Source organism: Pseudomonas sp. 3MA1 (assembly GCF_029237275.1).
Classification (GTDB): domain Bacteria; phylum Pseudomonadota; class Gammaproteobacteria; order Pseudomonadales; family Pseudomonadaceae; genus Aquipseudomonas; species Aquipseudomonas fluorescens_AP.
Genome location: NZ_JAACFX010000007.1, coordinates 360974 through 382323, shown reverse-complemented (window position 1 = coordinate 382323; position 21350 = coordinate 360974). Strand labels below are relative to the sequence as shown.

The 21350-nt window shown below is 65.5% G+C and carries 16 protein-coding genes and 1 rRNA gene; 12 read left to right on the top strand and 5 right to left on the bottom strand.

Annotated elements, in window-relative coordinates; translation table 11 throughout:
• The 7 genes from rrf to GWQ44_RS20650 form a co-directional block, all read left to right on the top strand.
• A 5S ribosomal RNA gene (gene rrf, locus GWQ44_RS20680) occupies positions 1 to 108 on the top strand; the annotation flags it as partial.
• Between the two features lie 165 nt (positions 109 to 273).
• Positions 274 to 3726, top strand: coding sequence for an exodeoxyribonuclease V subunit gamma (recC, locus tag GWQ44_RS20675; protein ID WP_275928179.1), 3453 nt, complete (start codon positions 274 to 276; stop codon positions 3724 to 3726).
• Positions 3723 to 7415, top strand: a complete 3693-nt coding sequence (recB, locus tag GWQ44_RS20670) for an exodeoxyribonuclease V subunit beta (protein WP_275928178.1) — start codon at positions 3723 to 3725, stop codon at positions 7413 to 7415. Before recC ends, recB begins: the two co-directional genes overlap by 4 nt.
• The gene (gene recD / locus GWQ44_RS20665; protein WP_275928177.1) at positions 7412 to 9493 is read left to right on the top strand and encodes an exodeoxyribonuclease V subunit alpha; all 2082 of its coding nucleotides are present in this window, start codon (positions 7412 to 7414) and stop codon (positions 9491 to 9493) included. Before recB ends, recD begins: the two co-directional genes overlap by 4 nt.
• A gap of 116 nt (positions 9494 to 9609) precedes the next feature.
• Positions 9610 to 10191: a YfiR family protein gene (locus tag GWQ44_RS20660; protein WP_199009494.1), complete on the top strand. Its 582-nt coding sequence runs from the start codon at positions 9610 to 9612 to the stop codon at positions 10189 to 10191.
• Complete coding sequence (locus GWQ44_RS20655; protein ID WP_275928176.1) at positions 10188 to 11456, top strand: diguanylate cyclase; 1269 nt, start codon at positions 10188 to 10190, stop codon at positions 11454 to 11456. The genes GWQ44_RS20660 and GWQ44_RS20655 overlap by 4 nt, the downstream gene beginning before the upstream one ends.
• A gap of 14 nt (positions 11457 to 11470) precedes the next feature.
• A complete protein-coding gene (locus GWQ44_RS20650; protein ID WP_042941316.1) occupies positions 11471 to 11965 on the top strand; it encodes an OmpA family protein in 495 nt (164 codons plus the stop codon).
• A gap of 37 nt (positions 11966 to 12002) precedes the next feature.
• Here the strand turns inward: GWQ44_RS20650 and GWQ44_RS20645 are convergent, their stop codons facing one another.
• Together GWQ44_RS20645 and GWQ44_RS20640 are read right to left on the bottom strand one after the other, a co-directional pair.
• Positions 12003 to 12440, bottom strand: a complete 438-nt coding sequence (locus tag GWQ44_RS20645) for a hypothetical protein (protein ID WP_041115802.1) — start codon at positions 12438 to 12440, stop codon at positions 12003 to 12005.
• Between the two features lie 38 nt (positions 12441 to 12478).
• A complete protein-coding gene (locus GWQ44_RS20640; protein WP_275928175.1) occupies positions 12479 to 13429 on the bottom strand; it encodes a LysR family transcriptional regulator in 951 nt (316 codons plus the stop codon).
• Between the two features lie 148 nt (positions 13430 to 13577).
• Between GWQ44_RS20640 and GWQ44_RS20635 the strand changes: the two genes are divergently transcribed.
• On the top strand, positions 13578 to 15104 hold the full coding sequence (locus GWQ44_RS20635; RefSeq protein WP_016965435.1) for a CoA-acylating methylmalonate-semialdehyde dehydrogenase: 1527 nt from the start codon (positions 13578 to 13580) through the stop codon (positions 15102 to 15104).
• 10 nt (positions 15105 to 15114) lie between these two features.
• Complete coding sequence (gene mmsB / locus GWQ44_RS20630; RefSeq protein WP_275928174.1) at positions 15115 to 16002, top strand: 3-hydroxyisobutyrate dehydrogenase; 888 nt, start codon at positions 15115 to 15117, stop codon at positions 16000 to 16002.
• 151 nt (positions 16003 to 16153) lie between these two features.
• Here the strand turns inward: mmsB and GWQ44_RS20625 are convergent, their stop codons facing one another.
• The 3 genes from GWQ44_RS20625 to GWQ44_RS20615 form a co-directional block, all read right to left on the bottom strand.
• Entirely contained in the window at positions 16154 to 16672 is a 519-nt protein-coding gene (locus tag GWQ44_RS20625; protein WP_016965437.1) for an RES domain-containing protein, read from the bottom strand.
• The gene (locus GWQ44_RS20620) at positions 16669 to 17154 is read right to left on the bottom strand and encodes an antitoxin Xre/MbcA/ParS toxin-binding domain-containing protein (protein ID WP_047301581.1); all 486 of its coding nucleotides are present in this window, start codon (positions 17152 to 17154) and stop codon (positions 16669 to 16671) included. The genes GWQ44_RS20625 and GWQ44_RS20620 overlap by 4 nt, the downstream gene beginning before the upstream one ends.
• Positions 17155 to 17279: 125 nt before the next feature.
• Positions 17280 to 17624, bottom strand: coding sequence for a cupin domain-containing protein (locus GWQ44_RS20615; protein WP_016965439.1), 345 nt, complete (start codon positions 17622 to 17624; stop codon positions 17280 to 17282).
• A 296-nt stretch (positions 17625 to 17920) separates the two neighbouring features.
• Between GWQ44_RS20615 and kynB the strand changes: the two genes are divergently transcribed.
• The 3 genes from kynB (at position 17921) to GWQ44_RS20600 (ending at position 21337) form a co-directional block, all read left to right on the top strand.
• The gene (kynB, locus tag GWQ44_RS20610; protein WP_103742426.1) at positions 17921 to 18562 is read left to right on the top strand and encodes an arylformamidase; all 642 of its coding nucleotides are present in this window, start codon (positions 17921 to 17923) and stop codon (positions 18560 to 18562) included.
• 106 nt (positions 18563 to 18668) lie between these two features.
• Positions 18669 to 19520 carry a tryptophan 2,3-dioxygenase gene (kynA, locus tag GWQ44_RS20605; protein WP_016965441.1) on the top strand — a complete coding sequence of 284 codons (852 nt, stop codon included), beginning with the start codon at positions 18669 to 18671 and terminating at the stop codon, positions 19518 to 19520.
• 317 nt (positions 19521 to 19837) lie between these two features.
• Positions 19838 to 21337 carry a PLP-dependent aminotransferase family protein gene (locus GWQ44_RS20600; protein WP_275928173.1) on the top strand — a complete coding sequence of 500 codons (1500 nt, stop codon included), beginning with the start codon at positions 19838 to 19840 and terminating at the stop codon, positions 21335 to 21337.
• Positions 21338 to 21350 lie beyond the last annotated feature (13 nt).

Here is a 21350-nt window from a genome sequence, read left to right as displayed (position 1 = left end):
CCATAGAGCGTTGGAACCACCTGATCCCATCCCGAACTCAGAAGTGAAACGATGCATCGCCGATGGTAGTGTGGGGTTTCCCCATGTGAGAGTAGGTCATCGTCAAGATTAAATTCCGAAACCCCAACTGCGAAAGCAGTTGGGGTTTTGTTTTTGCGTCGCAGAAAAGCTGTGCCGCTGGTTCAGGCGACGGGCACGAGACTGCGGCTGCCAGCGCCCCGCGACAGTGCTAAGGTTCCGGCCTAGCTTTTTGCATTCTCCAAGGAAGCCTTTATGCCGGACGCCTCGTCCCTCACCCCCGGTTTTATGGTGGTTCACGGTAACCGCCTGGACGAGTTGCGCAGTCTGGTGGTGAGCTGGATGCGGCGTTACCCGCTGGCTCCCCTGGAAAATGAAATCGCCCTGGTGCAGAGCAATGGCATCGCCCAATGGTTGAAGCTGGCCCTGGCCGAAGATCCCGAAGAGGACGACTCCGGCGGCTGTGGTATTGCCGCGGCGATCGATGTGCAATTGCCCGGCAGCTTCATGTGGCAGCTCTACCGTCTGGTCCTGGGTCGAGACGAAATCCCGCCCAAATCCCTGCTGGATAAAGCCCCGCTGACCTGGCGCCTGATGCGCTTGCTGCCGGAGCTGATCGACAAGCCCCATTTCGAACCCCTGCAACGCTTTCTGACCCACGACAGCGATCTGCGTAAGCGCTATCAACTGGCGGAACGTCTGGCGGACCTGTTCGACCAATATCAGGTCTACCGAGCCGACTGGCTGGAAGACTGGTCAGCAGGGCGCCATCAATTGCGCAACGTTCGCGGCGAAGCCAAGGCCCTGACCCCAGCCAACTGCTGGCAAGCCGAACTGTGGCGTGCCCTGCTTGTGGATGTCGGCACCGAGGGCATGGCCCAGAGTCGAGCCGGAGTCCACCAGCGCTTTATCGAACGGATCAACAGCCTCGACCAGCCCCCCGCTGGCTTGCCATCCCGGGTGATCGTTTTCGGCATTTCTTCATTGCCGGCCCAGGCCCTGGAAGCCTTGGCCGGACTGGCACGTTTCAGCCAGGTCCTGCTCTGCGTGCACAACCCCTGTCGCCATCACTGGGCGGACATCGTTGCCGACAAGGATCTGCTCCGCCATCAATACAAACGTCAGGCGCGCAAAGCCGGCATGCCCCTGGCCCTGGATCCGCAGACCCTGCACCAGCACGCCCATCCGTTACTGGCCGCCTGGGGCAAACAGGGCCGTGACTACATCAATCTGCTGGACAGCTACGACGATCCCAACAGTTACCGCGCGGCTTTTCGCGATGGGCGCATCGACCTGTTCAGCGAGAGCGAACCGCGCACCATGCTCCAGCAGTTGCAGGACGACATCCTCGAACTGCGCCCCCTCAACGAAACCCGTGAACGTTGGCCCGCCGTCGATTTGCAGCAGGATCAGTCGATCCGTTTTCACATTGCCCACAGCGCGCAACGGGAAGTGGAAATCCTCCACGACCAGCTGTTGGCGCGCTTCAGTGCCGAACCCGACCTGCGGCCACGCGATGTGATCGTCATGGTCCCCGACATCGACAGCTACGCCCCGCACATCCGCGCGGTATTCGGCCAACTGGAACGTGATGACCGCCGCTTCATCCCTTTCACCCTCACCGACCAGGGCCAGCGTGGCCGCGACCCGCTGCTGATTGCCGTCGAGCACCTGCTGAAACTGCCGGACAGCCGCTTTCCGGTCAGCGAGATCCTCGATCTGCTCGACGTCCCTGCGCTGCGCGCCCGTTTTGGTGTCGACGAAGCCGACCTGCCGACCCTGCATCGCTGGATCGAAGGGGCCGGTATCCGCTGGGGCATGAATGCCCAGCAGCGGGCGGAGTTGGGGCTGCCCGAGGAACTGGAGCAAAACAGCTGGCGTTTCGGGCTGCGGCGCATGCTCCTGGGGTACGCCGTCGGCCGCTCCGATGCCTGCGACGGCATCGAGCCCTATGACGAGATCGGCGGCCTGGATGCGGCGCTGATCGGTCCCTTGGTGGCGCTGCTGGATGCCTTGCAGATGGCCTACCAGCAACTCACCGAGCCGGCGGTGCCGGCGCAATGGGGCGAGCGCCTGCAGCAATTGCTTGAGCAGTTCTTCCTGGCCGCCACCGAGCACGACGACTACCTGTTGGGCCAGCTGGAAGACCTGCGGGAAACCTGGCTGGAAACCTGCGAATCCGTCGGCCTGCAAGATCAGTTGCCCCTGACCGTGGTGCGCGAAGCCTGGCTGGCTGGCCTGGATCAGGGCCGCCTGTCCCAGCGCTTTCTCGCCGGCGCGGTGAACTTCTGCACGCTGATGCCGATGCGGGCCATCCCCTTCAAGCTGGTGTGTCTGCTGGGCATGAACGACGGCGATTACCCACGGGCCCAGCCGCCATTGGACTTCGACCTGATGGGCAGCGACTACCGCCCTGGCGACCGTTCACGGCGCGAGGATGACCGCTACCTGCTGCTCGAAGCCCTGCTCTCGGCCCGGGACCAGCTGTACATCAGTTGGGTCGGCCGCAGTATTCGCGACAACAGCGAACGGCCCGCCTCGGTGCTGATCGGCCAACTGCGCGATCACCTGGCCGGCGGCTGGCGGCTGCTGGACGAACACTCATCGTTGCTCGAAGCCCTGACCCAGGAGCACCCGCTGCAACCTTTCAGTGCCCGCTACTTCCACGACAGCGACACGCTGTTCAGCTATGCCCGGGAATGGCAGGTCCTGCACCAGGCTCACGAACCCAGCATGAGCGTCCAGCCCCTTGAACCCTATGTCCAGGATGAACCCCTGAGCCTGGCTCAGTTGCAGGACTTTCTGCGGCACCCGGTACGGCATTTTTTCAGCCAACGCCTCAAGGTGTTTTTCGAAGCCATGGACGCGCCGCTGGCGGACGAGGAGCCCTTCGTTCTCGATGCCCTGCAACGCTACAGCCTCAGCGACAGTTTGCTGGAGGCGGCACTGAGTGATGCCGCGCATCCGGAGCAGGCCCTGCAGGCCCAGGCGCAGCGCCTGCAAGCCAGCGGCCTGCTGCCCATGGCCGGTTTTGGCGAGTGCCTGCAACGCGAGCTCATGGAGCCGTTGCCGGACCTGTTGCAGCGCTACCGGCAACTGCTGGACCTGTGGCCGACACCGCTGACCAGCGCCTTGCCGGTCAGCCTGGAACTCCAGGGCGTGCGTGTGGAAGGCTGGTTGAGCAGCCTGCATGAGCGGGCAGATGGCGGGCTGTTGGCGGTGACCACCATCGCCAACGGCATCGGCTCGATCAAGACCCGCAAATGGCACCGCCTGATCAAACCCTGGATCAACCACCTGCTGGCCTGTGCCAGCGGCTACTCCCTGACCACCGCGCTGGTGGCCAGCGATGACAGCCTGTTGCTGGCGCCGCTGGAGCAGCAACAGGCCCGGGCGATTCTCGGCAACCTGCTGCTGGCCTGGCAGGCGGGCATGCGCCAGCCGCTGCCGGTGGCGGTCAAGACCGCCTTTGTCTGGCTCGGGCAGAGCGATCCGGACAAAGCCGCCGCCGCGGCCCGCAAGGCTTACGATGGTGACGGCCAGAACAGCGAGGGCGAGCGCCGGGAGACTCCGGCCCTGGCCCGGCAATTTGCCGATTACAACGCGCTGATCGCCGATGAGACGTTCAGCGGCTGGGCCGAAACGCTCTATCGCCCCCTGCTGGACGCCCCCTGGCGTTCCGCCCTTGGCGAGGAGGCTGTGCAATGAGTCAACAAGCCCCTCTGGCCCTGGCCTTTCCCCTGCGCGGCAGCCAGTTGATCGAAGCCAGCGCCGGCACCGGCAAGACCTTCACCATCTCCGCGCTGTACCTGCGCCTGGTGCTGGGCCACGGCGGCGAGTCCGCAGGCTTTGGCCGCGAACTGCTGCCGCCGCAGATTCTGGTGGTGACCTTCACCGACGCCGCGACCAAGGAGCTGCGCGAGCGCATCCGTACCCGCCTGGCGGAGGCCGCGCGTTTCTTCCGCGACGAGATCAGTGCCCCCGACAGCCTGATCGTCGAGCTGCGCGCGCAATACCCCGCCGAACAGTGGGCCGCCTGCGCCAATCGCCTGGACATCGCCGCTCAGTGGATGGACGAGGCCGCCGTCTCCACCATCCACAGCTGGTGCCAGCGCATGCTCCGCGAGCACGCCTTCGACAGCGGCAGTCTGTTCACCCAGACCCTGGAAACCGACCACAGCGATTTGCTGGGGCAGGTGCTGCGCGATTACTGGCGGCTGTTCTGCTACCCGATGCAGGGCGATGCGCTGAACTGGGTACGCGCCAACTGGGTCGGCCCGGCCCAACTGCTGCCGCGGGTTCGCGCGCTGTTCGGCAGCGAGCAGCGTCAGCCCTCGGCGCAGACGCCCAGCGAGTTGATCGAGGCCTGCCTGCAGGAGCGCCGGGAAGCCCTGGTGCAACTCAAGGCACCCTGGCGGCTGTGGGCGGGGGAGCTGCGTGACATCTGCCTGCAAGGCGTGGCCAGCAAGAGCGTCGACGGCCGCAAGCTGCAGGCGCGCTTCTTCGAACCCTGGTTTGAAAAGATCAGCGCCTGGGCCGAAGACGCGTCCGTTGAGGCGTTGGACATCGGCACCGGCTTCACCCGCCTGACCCCGGACGGCATGAGCGAAGCCTGGAAGGGAGAGGTGCCGCAGCACCCGGCGCTTGAAGCCATGGCCGGGCTCAAGGCCAGCCTCGAGGCGTTGCCCAGCCCCGACGCCGCGGTCCTGCAGCACGCCGCGCAGTGGGTCGGTGAGCGCTTTGAAGAAGAGAAGCGCCGTCGTGCCGAGATGGGTTTTGACGACATGCTGCTGCGTCTGGACAGCGCCCTGCACAGCGATGGCGGCGAGCGCCTGGCGACCCTGATCCGCGAGCAGTTCCCGGTGGCCCTGATCGACGAGTTCCAGGACACCGACCCGGTGCAATACCGGATCTTCGAAAGCATCTACCGCATCGAGGCCAACGACCCCGAGACCGGACTGTTTCTGATCGGCGACCCCAAGCAGGCGATCTACGCCTTCCGTGGCGCCGATATCTACACCTACCTGCGGGCCCGCCAGGCCACCACCGGGCGCCTGCACACCCTGGGCACCAACTTCCGTTCCAGCCAGGCCATGGTCCGCGCGGTCAACCATGTGTTCCTGCAGGCCGAACAGCGCCCGCAGGGGCGCGGGGCCTTTCTGTTTCGCGAAGACGACGGCCGGAACCCGGTGCCGTTCCTGGCGGTGGCAGCCCAGGGGCGCAAGGAGCAGTTGCAGGTCGACGGTCAAGCGCTGCCGGCGCTGAACTTCTGGCATCTGCCTGCCGAGCAGCCGCTGTCCGGGGCTCAGTATCGTCAGCAGCAGGCGGCGGCTTGTGCCAGTGCGATTGTCGAGCTGCTCGTTGGCGGTCAGCAGGGCCGCAGCGGTTTTGTCCGTGAGCAGCAAGCCCTCAAGGGGCTGTTGCCGGCAGATATCGCCATCCTGGTCCGCGATGGCAAGGAGGCCCAGGCGGTGCGTGGTGAGCTGGCGGCTCGTGGGGTGCGCAGTGTGTACCTGTCGGACAAGGACTCGGTGTTCGCCGCCCAGGAAGCCCGGGACCTGCTGGTGTGGCTCAAGGCCTGTGCCGAGCCGGATGTGGAGCGTCCGCTGCGGGCGGCCCTGGCGTCCCTGACCCTGAACCTGTCCCTGCTGGAACTGGAGCGGCTGAACCAGGACGAGTTGGCCTGGGAAGCCCGGGTCATGCAGTTTCGCGGATACCGGGCGATCTGGCGCAGCCAGGGCGTGCTGCCGATGCTGCGCCGCCTGCTCCACGACTTCCAGTTGCCCCAGGCGTTGATGGCCCGCAGCGATGGCGAGCGGGTGCTGACCAACCTGTTGCACCTGTCCGAACTGTTGCAGCAGAACGCCGCGGAATTGGATGGCGAGCAAGCCTTGATCCGCCATCTGGCCGAGCACCTGGCGCTGTCCGGGCAGGCCGCGGAGGAGCAGATCCTGCGCCTGGAAAGCGACGAGCAACTGGTCAAGGTGGTGACCATCCACAAGTCCAAGGGCCTGGAATACCCCTTGGTGTTCCTGCCCTTCATCTGCTCCACCAAGCCGGTGGATGGCAGCCGCCTGCCCCTGCATTACCACGATGCCGCAGGCAAGCCCCAGGTCAGCCTGCGACCGACCCCGGAGCTGATCGCGCAAGCGGACGAAGAACGCCTGGCGGAAGACCTGCGGCTGCTCTACGTGGCCCTGACCCGGGCCCAGCATGCCTGCTGGCTGGGGGTGGCCGACCTCAAGCGCGGCAATCACAACAGCTCAGTGCTGCACCTCTCGGCCCTGGGCTACCTGCTGGGCGGTGGTGCCCGGCTCGACGAGTCCAAGGGGTTGCTGCGCTGGCTGCTGGACCTGCAGCAAGGCTGTGATGCCATCGGCGTGGGCGAACTGCCGGCCGCCAATGAGCAGCGTTTTCATCCGCCGCGCAACGACGCCAGCCTGCTGGAGCCGCTGATCCCGGTTCGACGCGCGGCGGAGAACTGGTGGATCGCCTCCTACAGCGCCCTGCGCATCAGCGACACCCTGGGCGCCGGCAGCACCGAAGCCCCGGAAAATCCCCAGGCGCAGAAACTCTTCGATGATGAGCGGCTCGATCCCGAAGCCCCGCGTGAAGTCGCCGCCAGTGGTGGCGATATCCACCGCTTTCCCCGGGGACCGAACCCCGGCACCTTCCTTCATGGTCTGCTGGAGTGGGCGGGGGAGGAGGGCTTTACCGCAACCCCGGAGCAGATCGGCGACGCCATCGCCCGCCGTTGCAATCGCCGCGGCTGGCAGGGCTGGATCCCGACCCTCAGTGACTGGCTGCAGCACCTGCTGCAAGTTCCCTTGCCGCTGGGAGACGGACAGCCGCCGGTGGTACTGGGGCAACTGACCCAGTACCGAGTCGAAATGGAGTTCTGGTTCGCCAGCCACAAGGTCGACGTGCTCAAGCTGGACCAATGGGTGCGTGAGCAGACCCACCAGGGCGCGGCGCGGGTCACCGCCGAGCCGGTGCTGCTCAACGGCATGTTCAAGGGCTTTATCGACCTGACGTTCGAACATCAGGGCCGCTATTACGTGGCCGACTACAAATCCAACTGGCTGGGCGCGGACGACGCCGCCTACACCGAGCAGGCCATGGAACAATCGATTCTCGACAACCGCTACGACCTGCAATACGTGCTGTACCTGCTGGCCCTGCACCGCCAGCTCAAGGCCCGGCTGGCGGACTACGACTATGACCGGCACATCGGCGGTGCCCTGTACCTGTTCCTGCGCGGCAGTCGCTCGGCGAGCCGAGGCGCGTATTTCGCCCGGCCGCCGCGGCAGTTGATCGAGCGCCTGGACCGCATGTTCCAGGGCCAGCCCGAGCCGCCCAAGGCCGAGCCCGCCTGGGAGCAGGGAGTGCTGCTATGACCCCGGATCTGTTCGCCTCCTCGACCGAGATGCCTGATGCGCCGTTCGAGCTGGCCCCCCTGACCCGTGCCCAGGACCTGCTGCTGTTGCTCGAGCGCTGGGTCGAGCGCGGCTGGCTGCGTTCCCTGGACAAGGCCTTTGTCGGCTTTCTGCATGAGCTGGACCCGGGCTGCGATCCGCTGGTGCTGATGGCCGCGGCCCTGACCAGTCACCAGCTGGGGCATGGGCATGTCTGCCTGGACCTGTTCGAAACCCTCAAGGAGCCGGATTTCGCCCTGTCCCTGCCACCGGAAGGGGATTCGCCAAGTGGCGCCCCGGTGCTGCCCTCCCAGGTCCTGGCGGGGCTCGAAGGCGCCCAGTGGTGCAAGGTCCTGGCCGGCAGCCGGCTGGTGGCCCTGGCGGCGGATCACGGCGACGCATCCCGCCAGCGGCCGCTGGTGCTGTCCGGCAAGCGCCTGTACCTGCGACGCTACTGGGCCTATGAACGGCGCATCGACAACGCCCTGCGCCAACGCCTGGCGTTGACCGAGGCCACCCCGGAAAACCTCGCGCAGCGCCTCGACGGGCTGTTCGGTCCGGCCAAGGCGGCGGGGCCCATCGACTGGCAGAAACTCGCCTGCGCCCTGGCCACCCGTGGCGCGTTCAGCATCATCACCGGCGGCCCCGGCACCGGCAAGACCACCACGGTGGTGCGCCTGCTGGCCCTGCTCCAGGGCCCGGCGGTGGACGCCCGCAAACCGCTGCGCATTCGTCTGGCGGCGCCCACCGGCAAGGCCGCGGCGCGCCTTACCGAGTCCATCAGCCTGCAGGTGCGCTCCCTGTCGGTGGCCGATGAAGTGCGCGAGAAGATCCCCAGTGAAGTGACCACGGTGCACCGTTTGCTGGGCAATCGTCCGGGCACCCGGCATTTCCGCCATCACGCCGGCAACCCTCTGCCGCTGGATGTGCTGGTGGTGGACGAAGCGTCGATGATCGACCTGGAAATGATGGCCAATCTGCTGGATGCCTTGCCCATCCACGCGCGTCTGGTGCTGCTGGGGGACAAGGACCAGCTGGCCTCGGTGGAGGCGGGTGCCGTGCTCGGGGACCTGTGCCGCGATGCCGAGGCCGGCTGGTACAACCCGCAGACGCGCGCCTGGCTGGAAGCGGTCAGCGGTGAACACCTCGGTGCCAGCGGCCTGCAGGAGGACAGCGGGCACCAGCATCCCCTGGCGCAGCAGGTGGTGATGCTGCGTCACTCCCGGCGTTTCGGCGAAGGCAGCGGCATTGGCCAGCTGGCGCGTTGGGTCAACCAGCAGCAGGCCGATGAGGCCCGGCGCCTGCTGGCGGCCCGCAGCCATGCCGACCTGTATGGCCTGAGCCTCAAGGGCGAGCAGGACCGGGCGCTGGAGCGTCTGCTGCTGGAGGGGCATGGCGAGGGACCGCAAGGTTACCGGCACTACTTGCAAGTGCTGCGCAGCCAGCGTCCCGCCGCCGACACGCCCCTGGAAGACCGGCGTTGGACCGAATGGGCGCGCAATGTGTTGCTGGCCTTCGACCGTTTCCAGTTGCTCTGCGCGGTGCGCAAGGGGCCCTGGGGCGTCGAAGGCCTGAACCTGCGCATCACCCAGGCGCTGTTCAAGGCCCGGCTGATCGACAGCGACCAGCTGTGGTACGAAGGCCGCCCGGTGCTGATGACCCGCAACGACTATGGCCTGGGGCTGATGAACGGCGATATCGGCATCGCCCTGAAACTGCCGGAAGCCGAGGGCCAGGAGCCGGGGAGGCAGGTGCTGCGGGTTGCCTTCCCGCGTAACGATGGCCAGGGCGGGGTGCGCCTGGTGCTGCCGAGCCGGCTCAATGATGTGGAGACGGTCTATGCCATGACGGTGCACAAGTCCCAGGGCTCGGAGTTCGCCCATACGGCGCTGATCTTGCCCGATGCCTTGAACCCGGTGCTGACCAAGGAGTTGATCTATACGGGCATCACTCGGGCCAAGGACTGGTTCAGCCTGATCGAGCCCCGCGCCGGGGTGTTCGAAGAGGCGGTGCGGCGCAAGGTCAAGCGCCTCAGCGGGTTGATGCTGGAGCTGGACTGACGCCGATGTCCGAGTCTGGAGCCCGGCACCGTTTCGGGGCGCTGGCCTCGCTGCATTTTCCCGGGCTGTGCTATCGTTGCGGCATCATTTCCGTGAAATTCAACGAGAATCCCTGCATGGACGTGGCTGTCTTGAGGACAGAGCGCAGTTTGCGGTGGAGACAGTGTGTACTGTCGACCATGCTTTGCCTGTTCAGTCTGTGCGCCGTGGCGCAGTCAGAGCCTTCAACCCCGACCAGCCTGGCCGAGCAGCGGGCCAAGGCGGTGACGCAAGTGGTGCTGGGGATCCTCAGCTACGCGCGCTGGCCGGTGGAGCCCGCAGAGCTGCGGTTGTGCGTGGTGGGTCCCACCGAATACACCGATGACCTGCTCAAGGGCACGACACAGGCCACCGGTCGCCCCGTGCTGGTGCGCCGGTTGCTGGCCAGCAGCCCGGCCCTGGCCAGTGAGTGCGACTCGGTGTACGTCGGCAAATTGAGCACAGAAGAGCGTAACCGGCTGTTCAACTCGCTGATCGGCCAACCCGTGCTGAGCATCAGCGAGGGCGGCGACCAGTGCACCGTGGGCAGCCTGTTCTGCCTGCGGGTCAGCGACAATCAGGTGTCGTTCGAGGTCAATCTGGACTCGGTGGCCCGCAGTGGGGTGAAGATTCATCCCAGCGTGCTGCAATTGTCTCGTCGTCGTCCGGCGGCCCCATGAAGTGGTTCAAGCCCAAGGCCCGCCCCACCCTGCGGTCGGTCATAGGTCGCGGCCACCTGATCGTCGCGCTGTTGGCGATCTGCATGGCCAGCCTGTCCCTGACCTTTCTCGGGGTCCTGGCGTTGCGGGTCTATGCCGATCACAACCTGCACCTGATCGCCCGGTCCATCAGCTACACCGTGGAAGCCGCGGTGGTGTTCAACGACAGTGTGGTGGCCACCGAGGCCCTGGCCCTGATCGCCTCCACCGAAGAGGTGGCCGATGCCAAGGTCTATGACATCCAGGGCCGCCTGCTGGCCAGTTGGCAACGTCCGGAGAGCGGCCTGCTGACCAACCTGGAGATGCACGTCGCCAGCGCGTTCCTGGAAAAGCCCATCAGCTTGCCGATCCTGCATCAGAACCGCGAAGTCGGCACGGTCAATGTCACCGGCCATGGCGGCAGCCTGTTGCGCTTTCTGTTCAGCGGTCTGGTGGGCATCGTGCTGTGCACCGCGCTGAGTGCCTGGGTGTCGCTGTACTTGGCGCGTCGGCAACTGCGGGGCATCACCGGCCCCTTGCGCAGCCTGGCGGAAGTGGCTCACGCGGCCCGGCGCGAGCGGGCCTTCGATCAGCGGGTGCCGCCGGCGCAGATCGCCGAGCTGGACAACCTGGGCAACGACTTCAATGCCCTGCTTGATGAGCTGGAAGCCTGGCAGACCCATCTGCAAAGCGAGAATGAAACCCTGGCGCACCAGGCCAGCCACGACAGCCTGACCGGTCTGCCCAACCGGGCGTTTTTCGAGGGCCGGCTGATCCGCGCACTGCGCAGCGCCAGCAAGCTCAACGAGCGCATGGCGGTGCTGTTTCTCGACAGCGACCGCTTCAAGGAGATCAACGACAACTTCGGTCATGCCGCCGGCGATGCGGTGCTGGTGGCGGTGGCCACGCGGATTCGCGCGCAACTGCGTGAGGAGGATCTGGTCGCGCGTCTGGGCGGGGATGAATTCGCCGTGCTGCTGACGCCGCTGCACCGGGTCGAAGACGCCCAGCGCATTGCCGACAAAATCATCAACAGCATGGAAATGCCGATCCAGCTGCCTGGCAACCTGTCGATCATGACGTCGCTGAGCATCGGCATTGCCCTGTACCCGGATCATGGCCTGACGCCCGGCAGCCTGTTGAACGCCGCCGACAAGGCCATGTACCAAGCCAAGCGCGGTTCGCGAGGCGGGCAATACACAGTGGGGGCGGAGCCCCCAATCGTTCAGGTTCAAAACAGGAGCTAATTCCCTTGTTCTCAATGACGCAACGTTCGGTTCGACTGTTCAGTACCCTGGTATTCATGGCCCTGCTGGCCCTGGCTGGCTGCCAGAGCGTGCCGCCCAAAGGTCTGACCCCGAAACAGATCGCGGTTCTGAAACAGGAGGGCTTCGAACTGACGGATGAAGGCTGGGCCTTCGGCCTGTCGGGCAAGGTGCTGTTTGGCAGCGATGTGGAAACCCTGAACCAGGCCAGCACCGAGATCGTCCAGCGCATCGGCAAGGCCTTGCTCAGCGTGGATATCCAGAAGGTCCGGGTCGATGGCCACACCGACGCCTCGGGCAAGGAACCCTACAACGTGCAGCTCTCCGTGCGCCGGGCCAAGAGCGTGGTCAAGGTGCTGACCCAGGTCGGCATGCGTGAAGAAAACATCCAGTTGCGCGGCCTGGGCAGCAGCGAGCCGGTGGCCTCCAACAGCACCGCCGCCGGACGCACCGAAAACCGCCGGGTGTCGATCGTGGTGATCGCCGACTGATCGGCATTGCCCGGCTGGCGGCTACCCCCGGCAGCCGCTAGCGCCCTTTGGCCGGCTGGTCGCCGATGCAATCCGGCGCGTTGGGGCCGATGTCGATCATGGCCGCGGACACCCGCGGGTCTCCTTTCATGCCCCACTGCAAGGGGCCCCCGTCGACGACCAGGTCATAGATCTGGCTGTCGCCAAGCCATTGGCCATTGCGCTGGTCATACAAACGGAAAAACGCCGGCAGCTCCCAGTGCGGGTTCTCGTTGGGAGCCTGCTCCGGGTCCGGGTGGTACTGGGTGTGGAATCTGCCGGGCAGGACCCAGAACGGCCTGAATACCTGAACCCTGTAGCACCCGTTGGGGCTGATGCGGGGGGCGCCGCGGGCCGTCGCCAGGCCCTTTTCCCACCATTGCGAAGCGGGCCACAGCGAGGCGCCGAGAACCACTGCGCCAAGGGTGAGCGAGCCGCGCCGGCTGAGTTTTTTCATCTTCGGGTATCCAGTTCGATCCATGAGCAGGTAAAGCGTCAGGGGGCGGCGAACAGCATGCTGCGGCTGTCCCCCATGAGCAGCGGGCGATTCTGCTCCGTCACCTCGCGGATGTAATCCCACAACAGGGTGATCCGCTTCAACTTCCTGAGGTCCTCACGGCAGTACATCCAGAATTGCCGGGTCAGGTTGATCTCCTTGGGCAATACCGGCAGCAGCCGCGGGTCCTGGGCCGCCAGGAAGCACGGCAGGATCGCCAGCGAGCGGCCCTGCTGCGCCGCCACGTACTGGGCGATGACGCTGGTGCTGCGCAGGTTGGCGCTGGCCCCGGGCACCACATTGCCCAGGTACAGCAGCTCGGAACTGAACGCCAGGTCATCCACATAGCTGATGAATTGATGCTCCCCCAGGTCGCTCGGGCGGCGGATCGGCGGGTGGCGGTCGAGGTATTCCTGGGTGGCGTACAACTGCAGGCGGTAGTCGCACAGCTTGCAGCACACGTAGGGGCCGTGTTCCGGGCGCTCCAGGGCGATGACGATGTCCGCCTCGCGCTTGGACAGGCTGATGAAGTGCGGCAGCGGCAGGATATCCACCGAGATCGCCGGGTAGGCATCGAGGAAATGGCTCAACTGCGGGGTGACGAAGAAGCTGCCGAAGCCTTCGGTGCAGCCTATGCGCACATGCCCGGACAACGCCACCCCGGAGCCCGAAACCTGCTCGCAGGCCATGTGCAGCGTGCTCTCGATCGACTCGGCATACCCCAGCAGGCGCTGGCCCTCGGCGGTGAGGACGAAGCCGTTGGTGCGGGACTTTTCGAACAGCAGGGTGCCCAGGGCGGTTTCCAGCGAACCGATGCGCCGCGACACCGTGGTGTAGTCCACCGCCAGGCGCTTGGCCGCGCTGCTGGCCTTGCGGGTGCGCGCCACTTCGAGGAAAAACTTCAGGTCGTCCCAGTTCAGGGTGCTCAGCGAGGTGATGTTTTTTTGCATGTTGGACCGGATTTTATGTGCGTTCTTATTAGGAATTTGCACATCTATACTCCAAAAACCGTCCGACACCAACTCGCGACAGCCCCTCTTTCAAGGCGCTTGCCCGCCTTGGTTCCCTGCATAAGAACTCAAGAAGTCAGGAGACCCCATGAACGCATCCCTCAAGCCCGACGGCACCACCCTGCAACAGGTCAAATTGCTGATCGACGGTGAATGGGTCCAGTCCCAGAGCCAGGAATGGCATGACATCGTCAACCCGGCGACCCAGGAAGTGCTGGCCAAGGTGCCCTTTGCCACGGCCGCTGAAGTCGACGCCGCGATCGCTGCGGCCCAACGTGCCTTCCAGACCTGGAAACTGACCCCGATCGGCGCGCGGATGCGCATCATGCTCAAGCTCCAGGCCTTGATCCGTGAGCATTCCAAGCGCATTGCCGCGGTCCTCAGCGCCGAGCAGGGCAAGACCCTCGCCGACGCCGAGGGCGACATCTTCCGTGGCCTGGAAGTGGTGGAACATGCCTGCTCCATCGGCACCCTGCAGATGGGCGAATTCGCCGAGAACGTTGCCGGCGGCGTGGACACCTACACCCTGCGCCAGCCGATCGGCGTGTGCGCCGGGATCACCCCGTTCAACTTCCCGGCGATGATCCCGCTGTGGATGTTCCCGATGGCCATCGCCTGCGGCAACACCTTCGTTCTCAAGCCGTCCGAGCAGGACCCGCTGTCCACCATGCTGCTGGTGGAGCTGGCGGTGGAAGCCGGTGTCCCGGCCGGCGTGCTCAACGTGGTGCACGGTGGCAAGGACGTGGTGGATGCGCTGTGCACCCACAAGGACATCAAGGCCGTGTCCTTCGTCGGTTCGACCGCGGTCGGCACCCACGTCTATGACCTGGCGGGCAAGCACGGCAAGCGCGTGCAATCGATGATGGGCGCCAAGAACCACGCCGTGGTGCTGCCCGACGCCAACCGCGAACAGACCCTCAATGCCCTGGTGGGCGCCGGCTTCGGCGCGGCTGGTCAGCGGTGCATGGCCACCTCGGTGGTGGTGCTGGTGGGCGCGGCGAAACAATGGCTGCCGGACCTCAAGGCCCTGGCGCAGAAGCTCAAGGTCAACGCCGGCAGCGAGCCGGGCACCGATGTCGGCCCGGTGGTGTCCAAGCGCGCCAAGGCGCGGATTCTGGAGCTGATCGAAAGTGGCGTGAAAGAAGGCGCCAAGCTGGAACTCGATGGCCGCGACATCCAGGTCCCGGGCTACGAGCAGGGCAACTTCATCGGCCCGACCCTGTTCTCCGGGGTGACCACCGATATGCAGATTTACACCCAGGAAATCTTCGGCCCGGTGCTGGTGGTGCTGGAGGTCGACACCCTGGACCAGGCCATTGCCCTGGTCAACGCCAACCCCTTCGGCAACGGCACCGGCCTGTTCACCCAGAGCGGGGCGGCGGCGCGCAAGTTCCAGAGCGAAATCGACGTCGGCCAGGTCGGCATCAACATCCCGATTCCGGTGCCGGTGCCGTTCTTCAGCTTCACTGGTTCCCGCGGCTCCAAGCTCGGCGACCTGGGCCCGTACGGCAAGCAAGTGGTGCAGTTCTACACTCAGACCAAGACCGTCACCGCCCGCTGGTTCGACGACGACAGCGTCAACGACGGTGTGAACACCACCATCAGCCTGCGTTGAGGAGCCTGACATGAACATTGCATTTATCGGCCTGGGCAACATGGGCGCGCCCATGGCCCGCAACCTGATCAAGGCTGGCCACCAGTTGAACCTGTTCGACCTCAACCAGAGCGTGCTGGCCGAGCTGGCGCAATTGGGCGGGCGCATCAGTGCCTCGCCCAAGGCCGCCGCCGAAGGCGCTGAATTGGTGATCAGCATGCTCCCCGCCGCGGCCCATGTGCGCAGTGTGTGGCTGGGTGAAGACGGGGTGCTGGCGGGAATCGCCAGCGGCGTGCCGGCAGTGGACTGCAGCACCATCGACCCGCAGACCGCCCGCGAAGTGGCCGCCGCTGCCGCCAGGCAAGGCGTGGCCATGGCCGATGCGCCGGTGTCCGGCGGCACCGGTGGCGCCCAGGCCGGCACCCTGACCTTCATGGTCGGCGCCAGCGCCGAGCTGTTCGCCACCCTGCAACCGGTGCTGGCGCAGATGGGGCGCAACATCGTGCATTGCGGCGAAGTGGGCACCGGGCAGATCGCCAAGATCTGCAACAACCTGCTGCTGGGCATCTCGATGATCGGCGTCAGCGAAGCCATGGCCTTGGGCGATGCCCTGGGAATCGACACCCAGGTGCTGGCGGGGATCATCAACAGCTCCACCGGCCGTTGCTGGAGTTCCGATACCTACAACCCCTGGCCGGGTGTGATTGAAACCGCCCCGGCATCCCGCGGCTACACCGGCGGCTTTGGTGCCGAGCTGATGCTCAAGGACCTGGGGCTGGCCACCGAGGCCGCGCGTCAGGCGCATCAGCCGGTGGTGCTCGGCGCCGTGGCCCAGCAGCTGTACCAGGCCATGAGCCTGCGCGGGGAAGGCGGCAAGGACTTCTCGGCCATCGTCAACAGCTTCCGCAAGCCGCAGTAAGGCAAAGATTGTGTAGCCGCTGCCGCAGGCTGCGAACGGCCCGAAGGGCCGCAGCGATTCCGAGTCTGGCGAAGCTTGGTATTGAACGCAGCCCCTTCAGCCGGGGCGTTTGCGGGAACCTGCGTCGGGCAGGTTCCCGCTTTTTTTCGCCTCAGTTCGGGCGGCCGGCCATGCTGCGCGGGGGAGGGTTGAGGCGGGTGTCGAGGCCGAAGCGTTCCTGGATAACCACCTGGTACAGCCCTTTGGCCAGCAACGGATTGATCAGCATGTTCCAGCTGTGGCGCGACACCGAGGAAGGCACCAGCACGAACGGATGCTCGGCCAGCAACTGGTCGGCAAACTTCTGCTGACCGGCGCTGGGAATGCCCGGCACCAGCCAGTTGGGATTGGGAATGCTGTGCTCATCGATCCGGTAGATTGCCGATGGATCCTGGATCAAGGCGCCGGTGAGCACATGGGGCACGCTGTCCAGGGCGGCAAAGCCCTTGTGCACCGCCACTTCGAGAATCGCCGTGGCCGGATCGGCGCTGCCGTACACGGCCTTGACCCCTTTGGAGTTCCAGCGACCGCCGCACAGCTCGGCGCCGATGCCACTGTCCCAGCTGTCGGCGTGGCGGGCGGCGTCCAGTCGCCAGAAGTGAATCGCACTGCTGCCGGGCGCACTGATCACTGATAGACCCCGTATTCCAGGCGGGTGAGGAACTCGTCCACCAGTTCGAAGCCGATGGGGTTAGTCAGCAGGTCCACCGGTTTGTGGCCATCGAGGCCCATCACCGGCTTGGCCATCCACTCCTGGGCCTCTTCACTGCTGCCGAAGACCTCCTGGGCCTTGGCCAGCACCTGGGCAAAGCGCACCGCGCGGGCGCTCTGCTCCGGGTTCAGGGGCTCGTCCGGGGTTTTCAGGCGGCGGTGCAGGGTGCGTTCGGAGAGGCCGATGATCTTGGCCAGGACCTGTTCGTCCTTGAGCATGGGCACCGAGGAGACGAACTTGATGATCGCCGTCAGCGGGATGCCTTCCTCGGTCAGGCGATAGATCGAGATGCGGTCGTCAAAGCGTGCCCGGCCACCCAGGAGGATGTCCGAAGACTGTTCTTTCAATACCAGCTTGCCCCGCCGCTTGGGGGACAGGCCGGTGTCTGTCAGTGCAACCATGGGTGCTGCTCCTGCCTTTGCCATTTGGCAGGGATTATATAGACATTTGGCGGGGTGCGTTGAGTTGAATGGTCGCCGTGGCCAAGGAGCCCGGATTGCGCGGGCTCCCGGCGGGTGTGCAGGGGTCAGGCGAAGACGAAGTACTTGCGCACGGTTTCCAGCACTTCCCAGGTGCCTTTCATTCCGGGTTCCACCACGAAGATATCGCCGGCACGCAGGTGGATGGGATCGCGGCCGTCCGGGGTGATCACGCAGTAGCCTTCCTGGAAATGGCAGTACTCCCACTTTTCATAGGCCACTCGCCACTTGCCTGGGGTGCAGATCCAGGTGCCCATGATCTTGCTGCCGTCCTCGCTGGTGTAGGCGTTGAGGTTGACGGTGTGCGGATCGCCTTCGAGTTTTTCCCACTTGCAGGCGTCGAGAACGGGCAGCGGATGGGTATCGCGCAGAACGGTGATGGGTTGCGACATGCTGTGCTCCTAGCGGGCAGAGAACTGAAGACGCACCCTATAGCGCCTGGCATGGCGCGGGATGTCTGTTCTCGACCTCGGGGTATCCAGAAGCGCTACCGTCCTCTGCGGTGGCTGTCGCGCGGGTCGCTGCCGGTTCGGCCCGAAAGGGGCTGAAGGGGTTGCAAGATTCGGTTGGCGAAGCTCGCTTTATTAGCAGGATTTGCGAAATATCTGACGAGAGCCGAGTTATTTCGCAAGAAACTTCAGTGGTATCGCTCGTATCATTCAGTCCGGAGTGACCGAGAGCCGCACGAATGGAAAAGACACCACGCTGGTGGGATATCAGCCCGCCCTTGAGTACCGCGACCCCGACCTGGCCGGGAGATACACCGTTCCAGGAGGAGCGCGTCTGGCAGTTCGGGCCCGAGTGCCCGGTGAATGTCGGGCGGGTGACCCTGTCGCCCCACACCGGCGCCCATGTCGATGCGCCCCTGCATTACCGGCCGGACGGCCTGCCCATCGGCGACGTGCCGCTGGATGTCTACATGGGCCCGTGCCGGGTCCTGCATTGCCTGGGCAGCGGCGCCCTGGTGCAGCCCGAAGCCTTGCTCGGGCGCCTGGACAACGTGCCTGCGCGAGTCTTGCTGCGCACTTATCCACAGGCGCCACTGAGCACCTGGGATCCGGACTTCACCGCCGTCGCCCCGGCCACCGTCGAGCTGCTGGCCAGCCTCGGCGTGCGCCTGATCGGCATCGACACCCCGTCCCTCGACCCGCAGCAGTCCAAGACCATGGAGGCCCACAACGCCGTGGCTCGCCACGGCATGGCGATCCTTGAGGGGATAGTCCTGGATGAGGTGGCCGAAGGTGACTACGAACTGATTGCCCTGCCACTGCGCTTCGCTCACCTGGACGCCAGTCCGGTGCGGGCGATCCTGCGCCCCCTGGCCGATTGATTCCTACAATAAATACACAGCTGGCCGCCCGCGCCGTTGTGCGCCCCGAGTCCGGGGTGCGCAGCCTGCGGGCGGCAACCGCTGCCTGAGGCGAGGAGCCCACGCCATGAGCCAATGTCCTTTTTCAAGCAACCCACCGGATGAATGGCATAACGCCGAGCTGAATTTCTCCGACTCCATGAGCTACGGCGACTACCTGGACCTGGGGCGCATCCTCAGTGCCCAGCACCCGCTGTCGCCGGACCACAACGAGATGCTGTTCATCATCCAGCACCAGACCTCGGAGCTGTGGATGAAGCTGATGCTGCACGAGCTCAAGGCCGCCCGCGAGCAGGTGCGCCAGGGCCAGCTGCCCCCGGCGTTCAAGATGCTGGCGCGGGTGTCGCGGATCTTCGACCAACTGGTGCACGCCTGGGCCGTGCTGGCGACCATGACGCCGTCCGAGTACAAGTCGATCCGCCCGTACCTGGGCCAGTCCTCGGGCTTCCAGTCGTTCCAGTACCGGGAAATCGAATTCATCCTCGGCAACAAGAGCGCGGCCCTGCTGCGGCCTCACGCCCATCGCCCCGAGCTGCTGCAATCCCTGGAGGAGTCGATTGCCACCCCGTCGATGTATGACGAGGCGATCGCCCTGATGGCCCGCAGCGGCTTGAGCATCGACCCCGCGCGGCTGGCGTTGCAGAGCACCACCACGACCCAGCATGACCCGTCGGTGGAGGCCGCCTGGCGCGAGGTATACGCCAACCCTTCGGCCTATTGGGACCTGTACCAGCTGGCGGAGAAATTCATCGACCTGGAGGACTCGTTCCGCCAGTGGCGCTTCCGCCACGTGACCACCGTGGAGCGCATCATCGGCTTCCAGCCCGGCACCGGCGGCACCGAAGGCGTCGGCTATTTGCGCAAGATGCTCGACACCGTGCTGTTCCCTGAACTGTGGCGGGTGCGCTCCTCGCTCTGATCGCCCTGTTCACTTAACAAAAAACGGCGCGTCCTCATCTTGGGGCCGCGCCGTTTTTATTGGGCTTGTCCATTGCCCTGTGGCGAGGGAGCTTGCTCCCGCTGGGGTGCGCAGCGCCCCCACCCACGGCCTGTGAAGGTCCTAAGGCATCCCGCGCCAGCAGGCTTTGCGATTGCTGCGCAATCGAACGGGAGCAAGCTCCCTCGCCACATTCTTCGTTCGCCGACAGCGAAGGTTGCAACAGCTGACGCGAGGGCCGCTGTGCAGCTAAAGTGGCCGCCCCTTGTGCGCTACTTTCATTTGAACAGGCAGACCACATGTCCCGGACCTTCGAGCTTGAAACCCTCAAGATGCGCCTCAGCGACCCTGAGTTCCGCCCGCTGGACCTGCACCAGCGCATTCAGCGGGCCTTGCGTGGCCTGATCCTCGATGGCGCCCTGGGGCCTGGGGTCAAGCTGCCGGCCAGTCGGGCCCTGGCCAAGTCGCTGGCAGTCTCCCGGGACACCGTGGAAAACGCCTATGTGCAGTTGCAGCGCGACGGATTTATCCAGCGTCGCGAGGGCTCGGGGAGTTATGTGTGTGAAACCATCGGCGCCCAGTTGCGCGGCTCGGTCCGCCGCCGCCAGCAGTTGCAGGGCCAGCCGGGGAAGAGTCGAGCGCCCGGTGCGGGCTTGAGCCGGCGTGGCGCGCTGCTGCTGCAAAGGGGCGGCGTCAGCGATCAGCAGGCCGTCACCGCCTTTGCCACCGGGCTGCCGGAAACCCGCAGCTTCCCGCTGGATGTCTGGGAGCGCCTGCAACGCCAGGCCTCGAAGGATTACCGCGCCAATGTACTGCTGCATGGCGATCCCCAGGGCGCGCTGCCCCTGCGCAAGGCGATTGCCGCCTACCTGAACCTGGAACGCGGAGCCAAGGTGCAGGCCGAGCAGATCCTGGTGCTGAGCAGTACCCGCCAGGCGCTGTTTCTGTGCGCGCAACTGCTGGTGGACGCCGGTAAGCCGATCCTGTTGGAGAACCCGGGCTACTTCGGCGCGCGCAAGGCATTCGAGGCCGCCGAGGCGCGGATCGTGCCCATCGATGTCGACAGCCAGGGCATTCGCACCGACCTGCTGCGCGCCGACCGCAGTGGCGCCCGCTGTGTCTATGTGACGCCGTCCCATCAGTACCCCACGGGCGCCACCCTGTCCCTGGAGCGCCGGCTGGAGTTGACCCGCTGGGCTGCCGAGCAGGAGAAGTGGATCATCGAGGACGACTACGACAGCGAGTTCCACTACGACGGTTTGCCCACCGCCTGTGTCCAGGGCCTGGACCCGTATCAGCGCACCCTTTACATCGGCACCTTCAGCAAGACCCTCTATCCGGGCCTGCGCATGGGTTACATGGCCTTGCCCAGCGAACTGGTGAGCGCCTTCAGCGCGGCCCGCAGCATCATGGACGGGCACACGCCGCAGATCCTCCAGCTGACCCTGGCGCGGTTCATGGAGGAGGGGCACTACAACGCCCATGTGCGGGCCATGCGCAAGCTCTACGCCGAGCGTCGGCAAGCCATGCTCGATGCCATAGGCCGGCATTTGCAGGGCATCGCCGTGGCCTTGCCGCCACCGGGCGGGTTGCAGATTCCTTGCCTGCTGGAGCCCGGCTGGAGCGAAGCCTTGACCCAGCAACGAGCCGCCAGGGTCGGCATCCAGTTACCAGGGCTCAGCCGACTGTATGCCGGGGAGCACAAGCAGCCAGGCTGGTTGCTGGGCTACGCCTCGCTCAGCGCCCATGAAATCGAAACGACCATGGCGCGCCTGGCCCAGGCCCTGCGAAAGGCCTAGCCAGGCGTTGGTC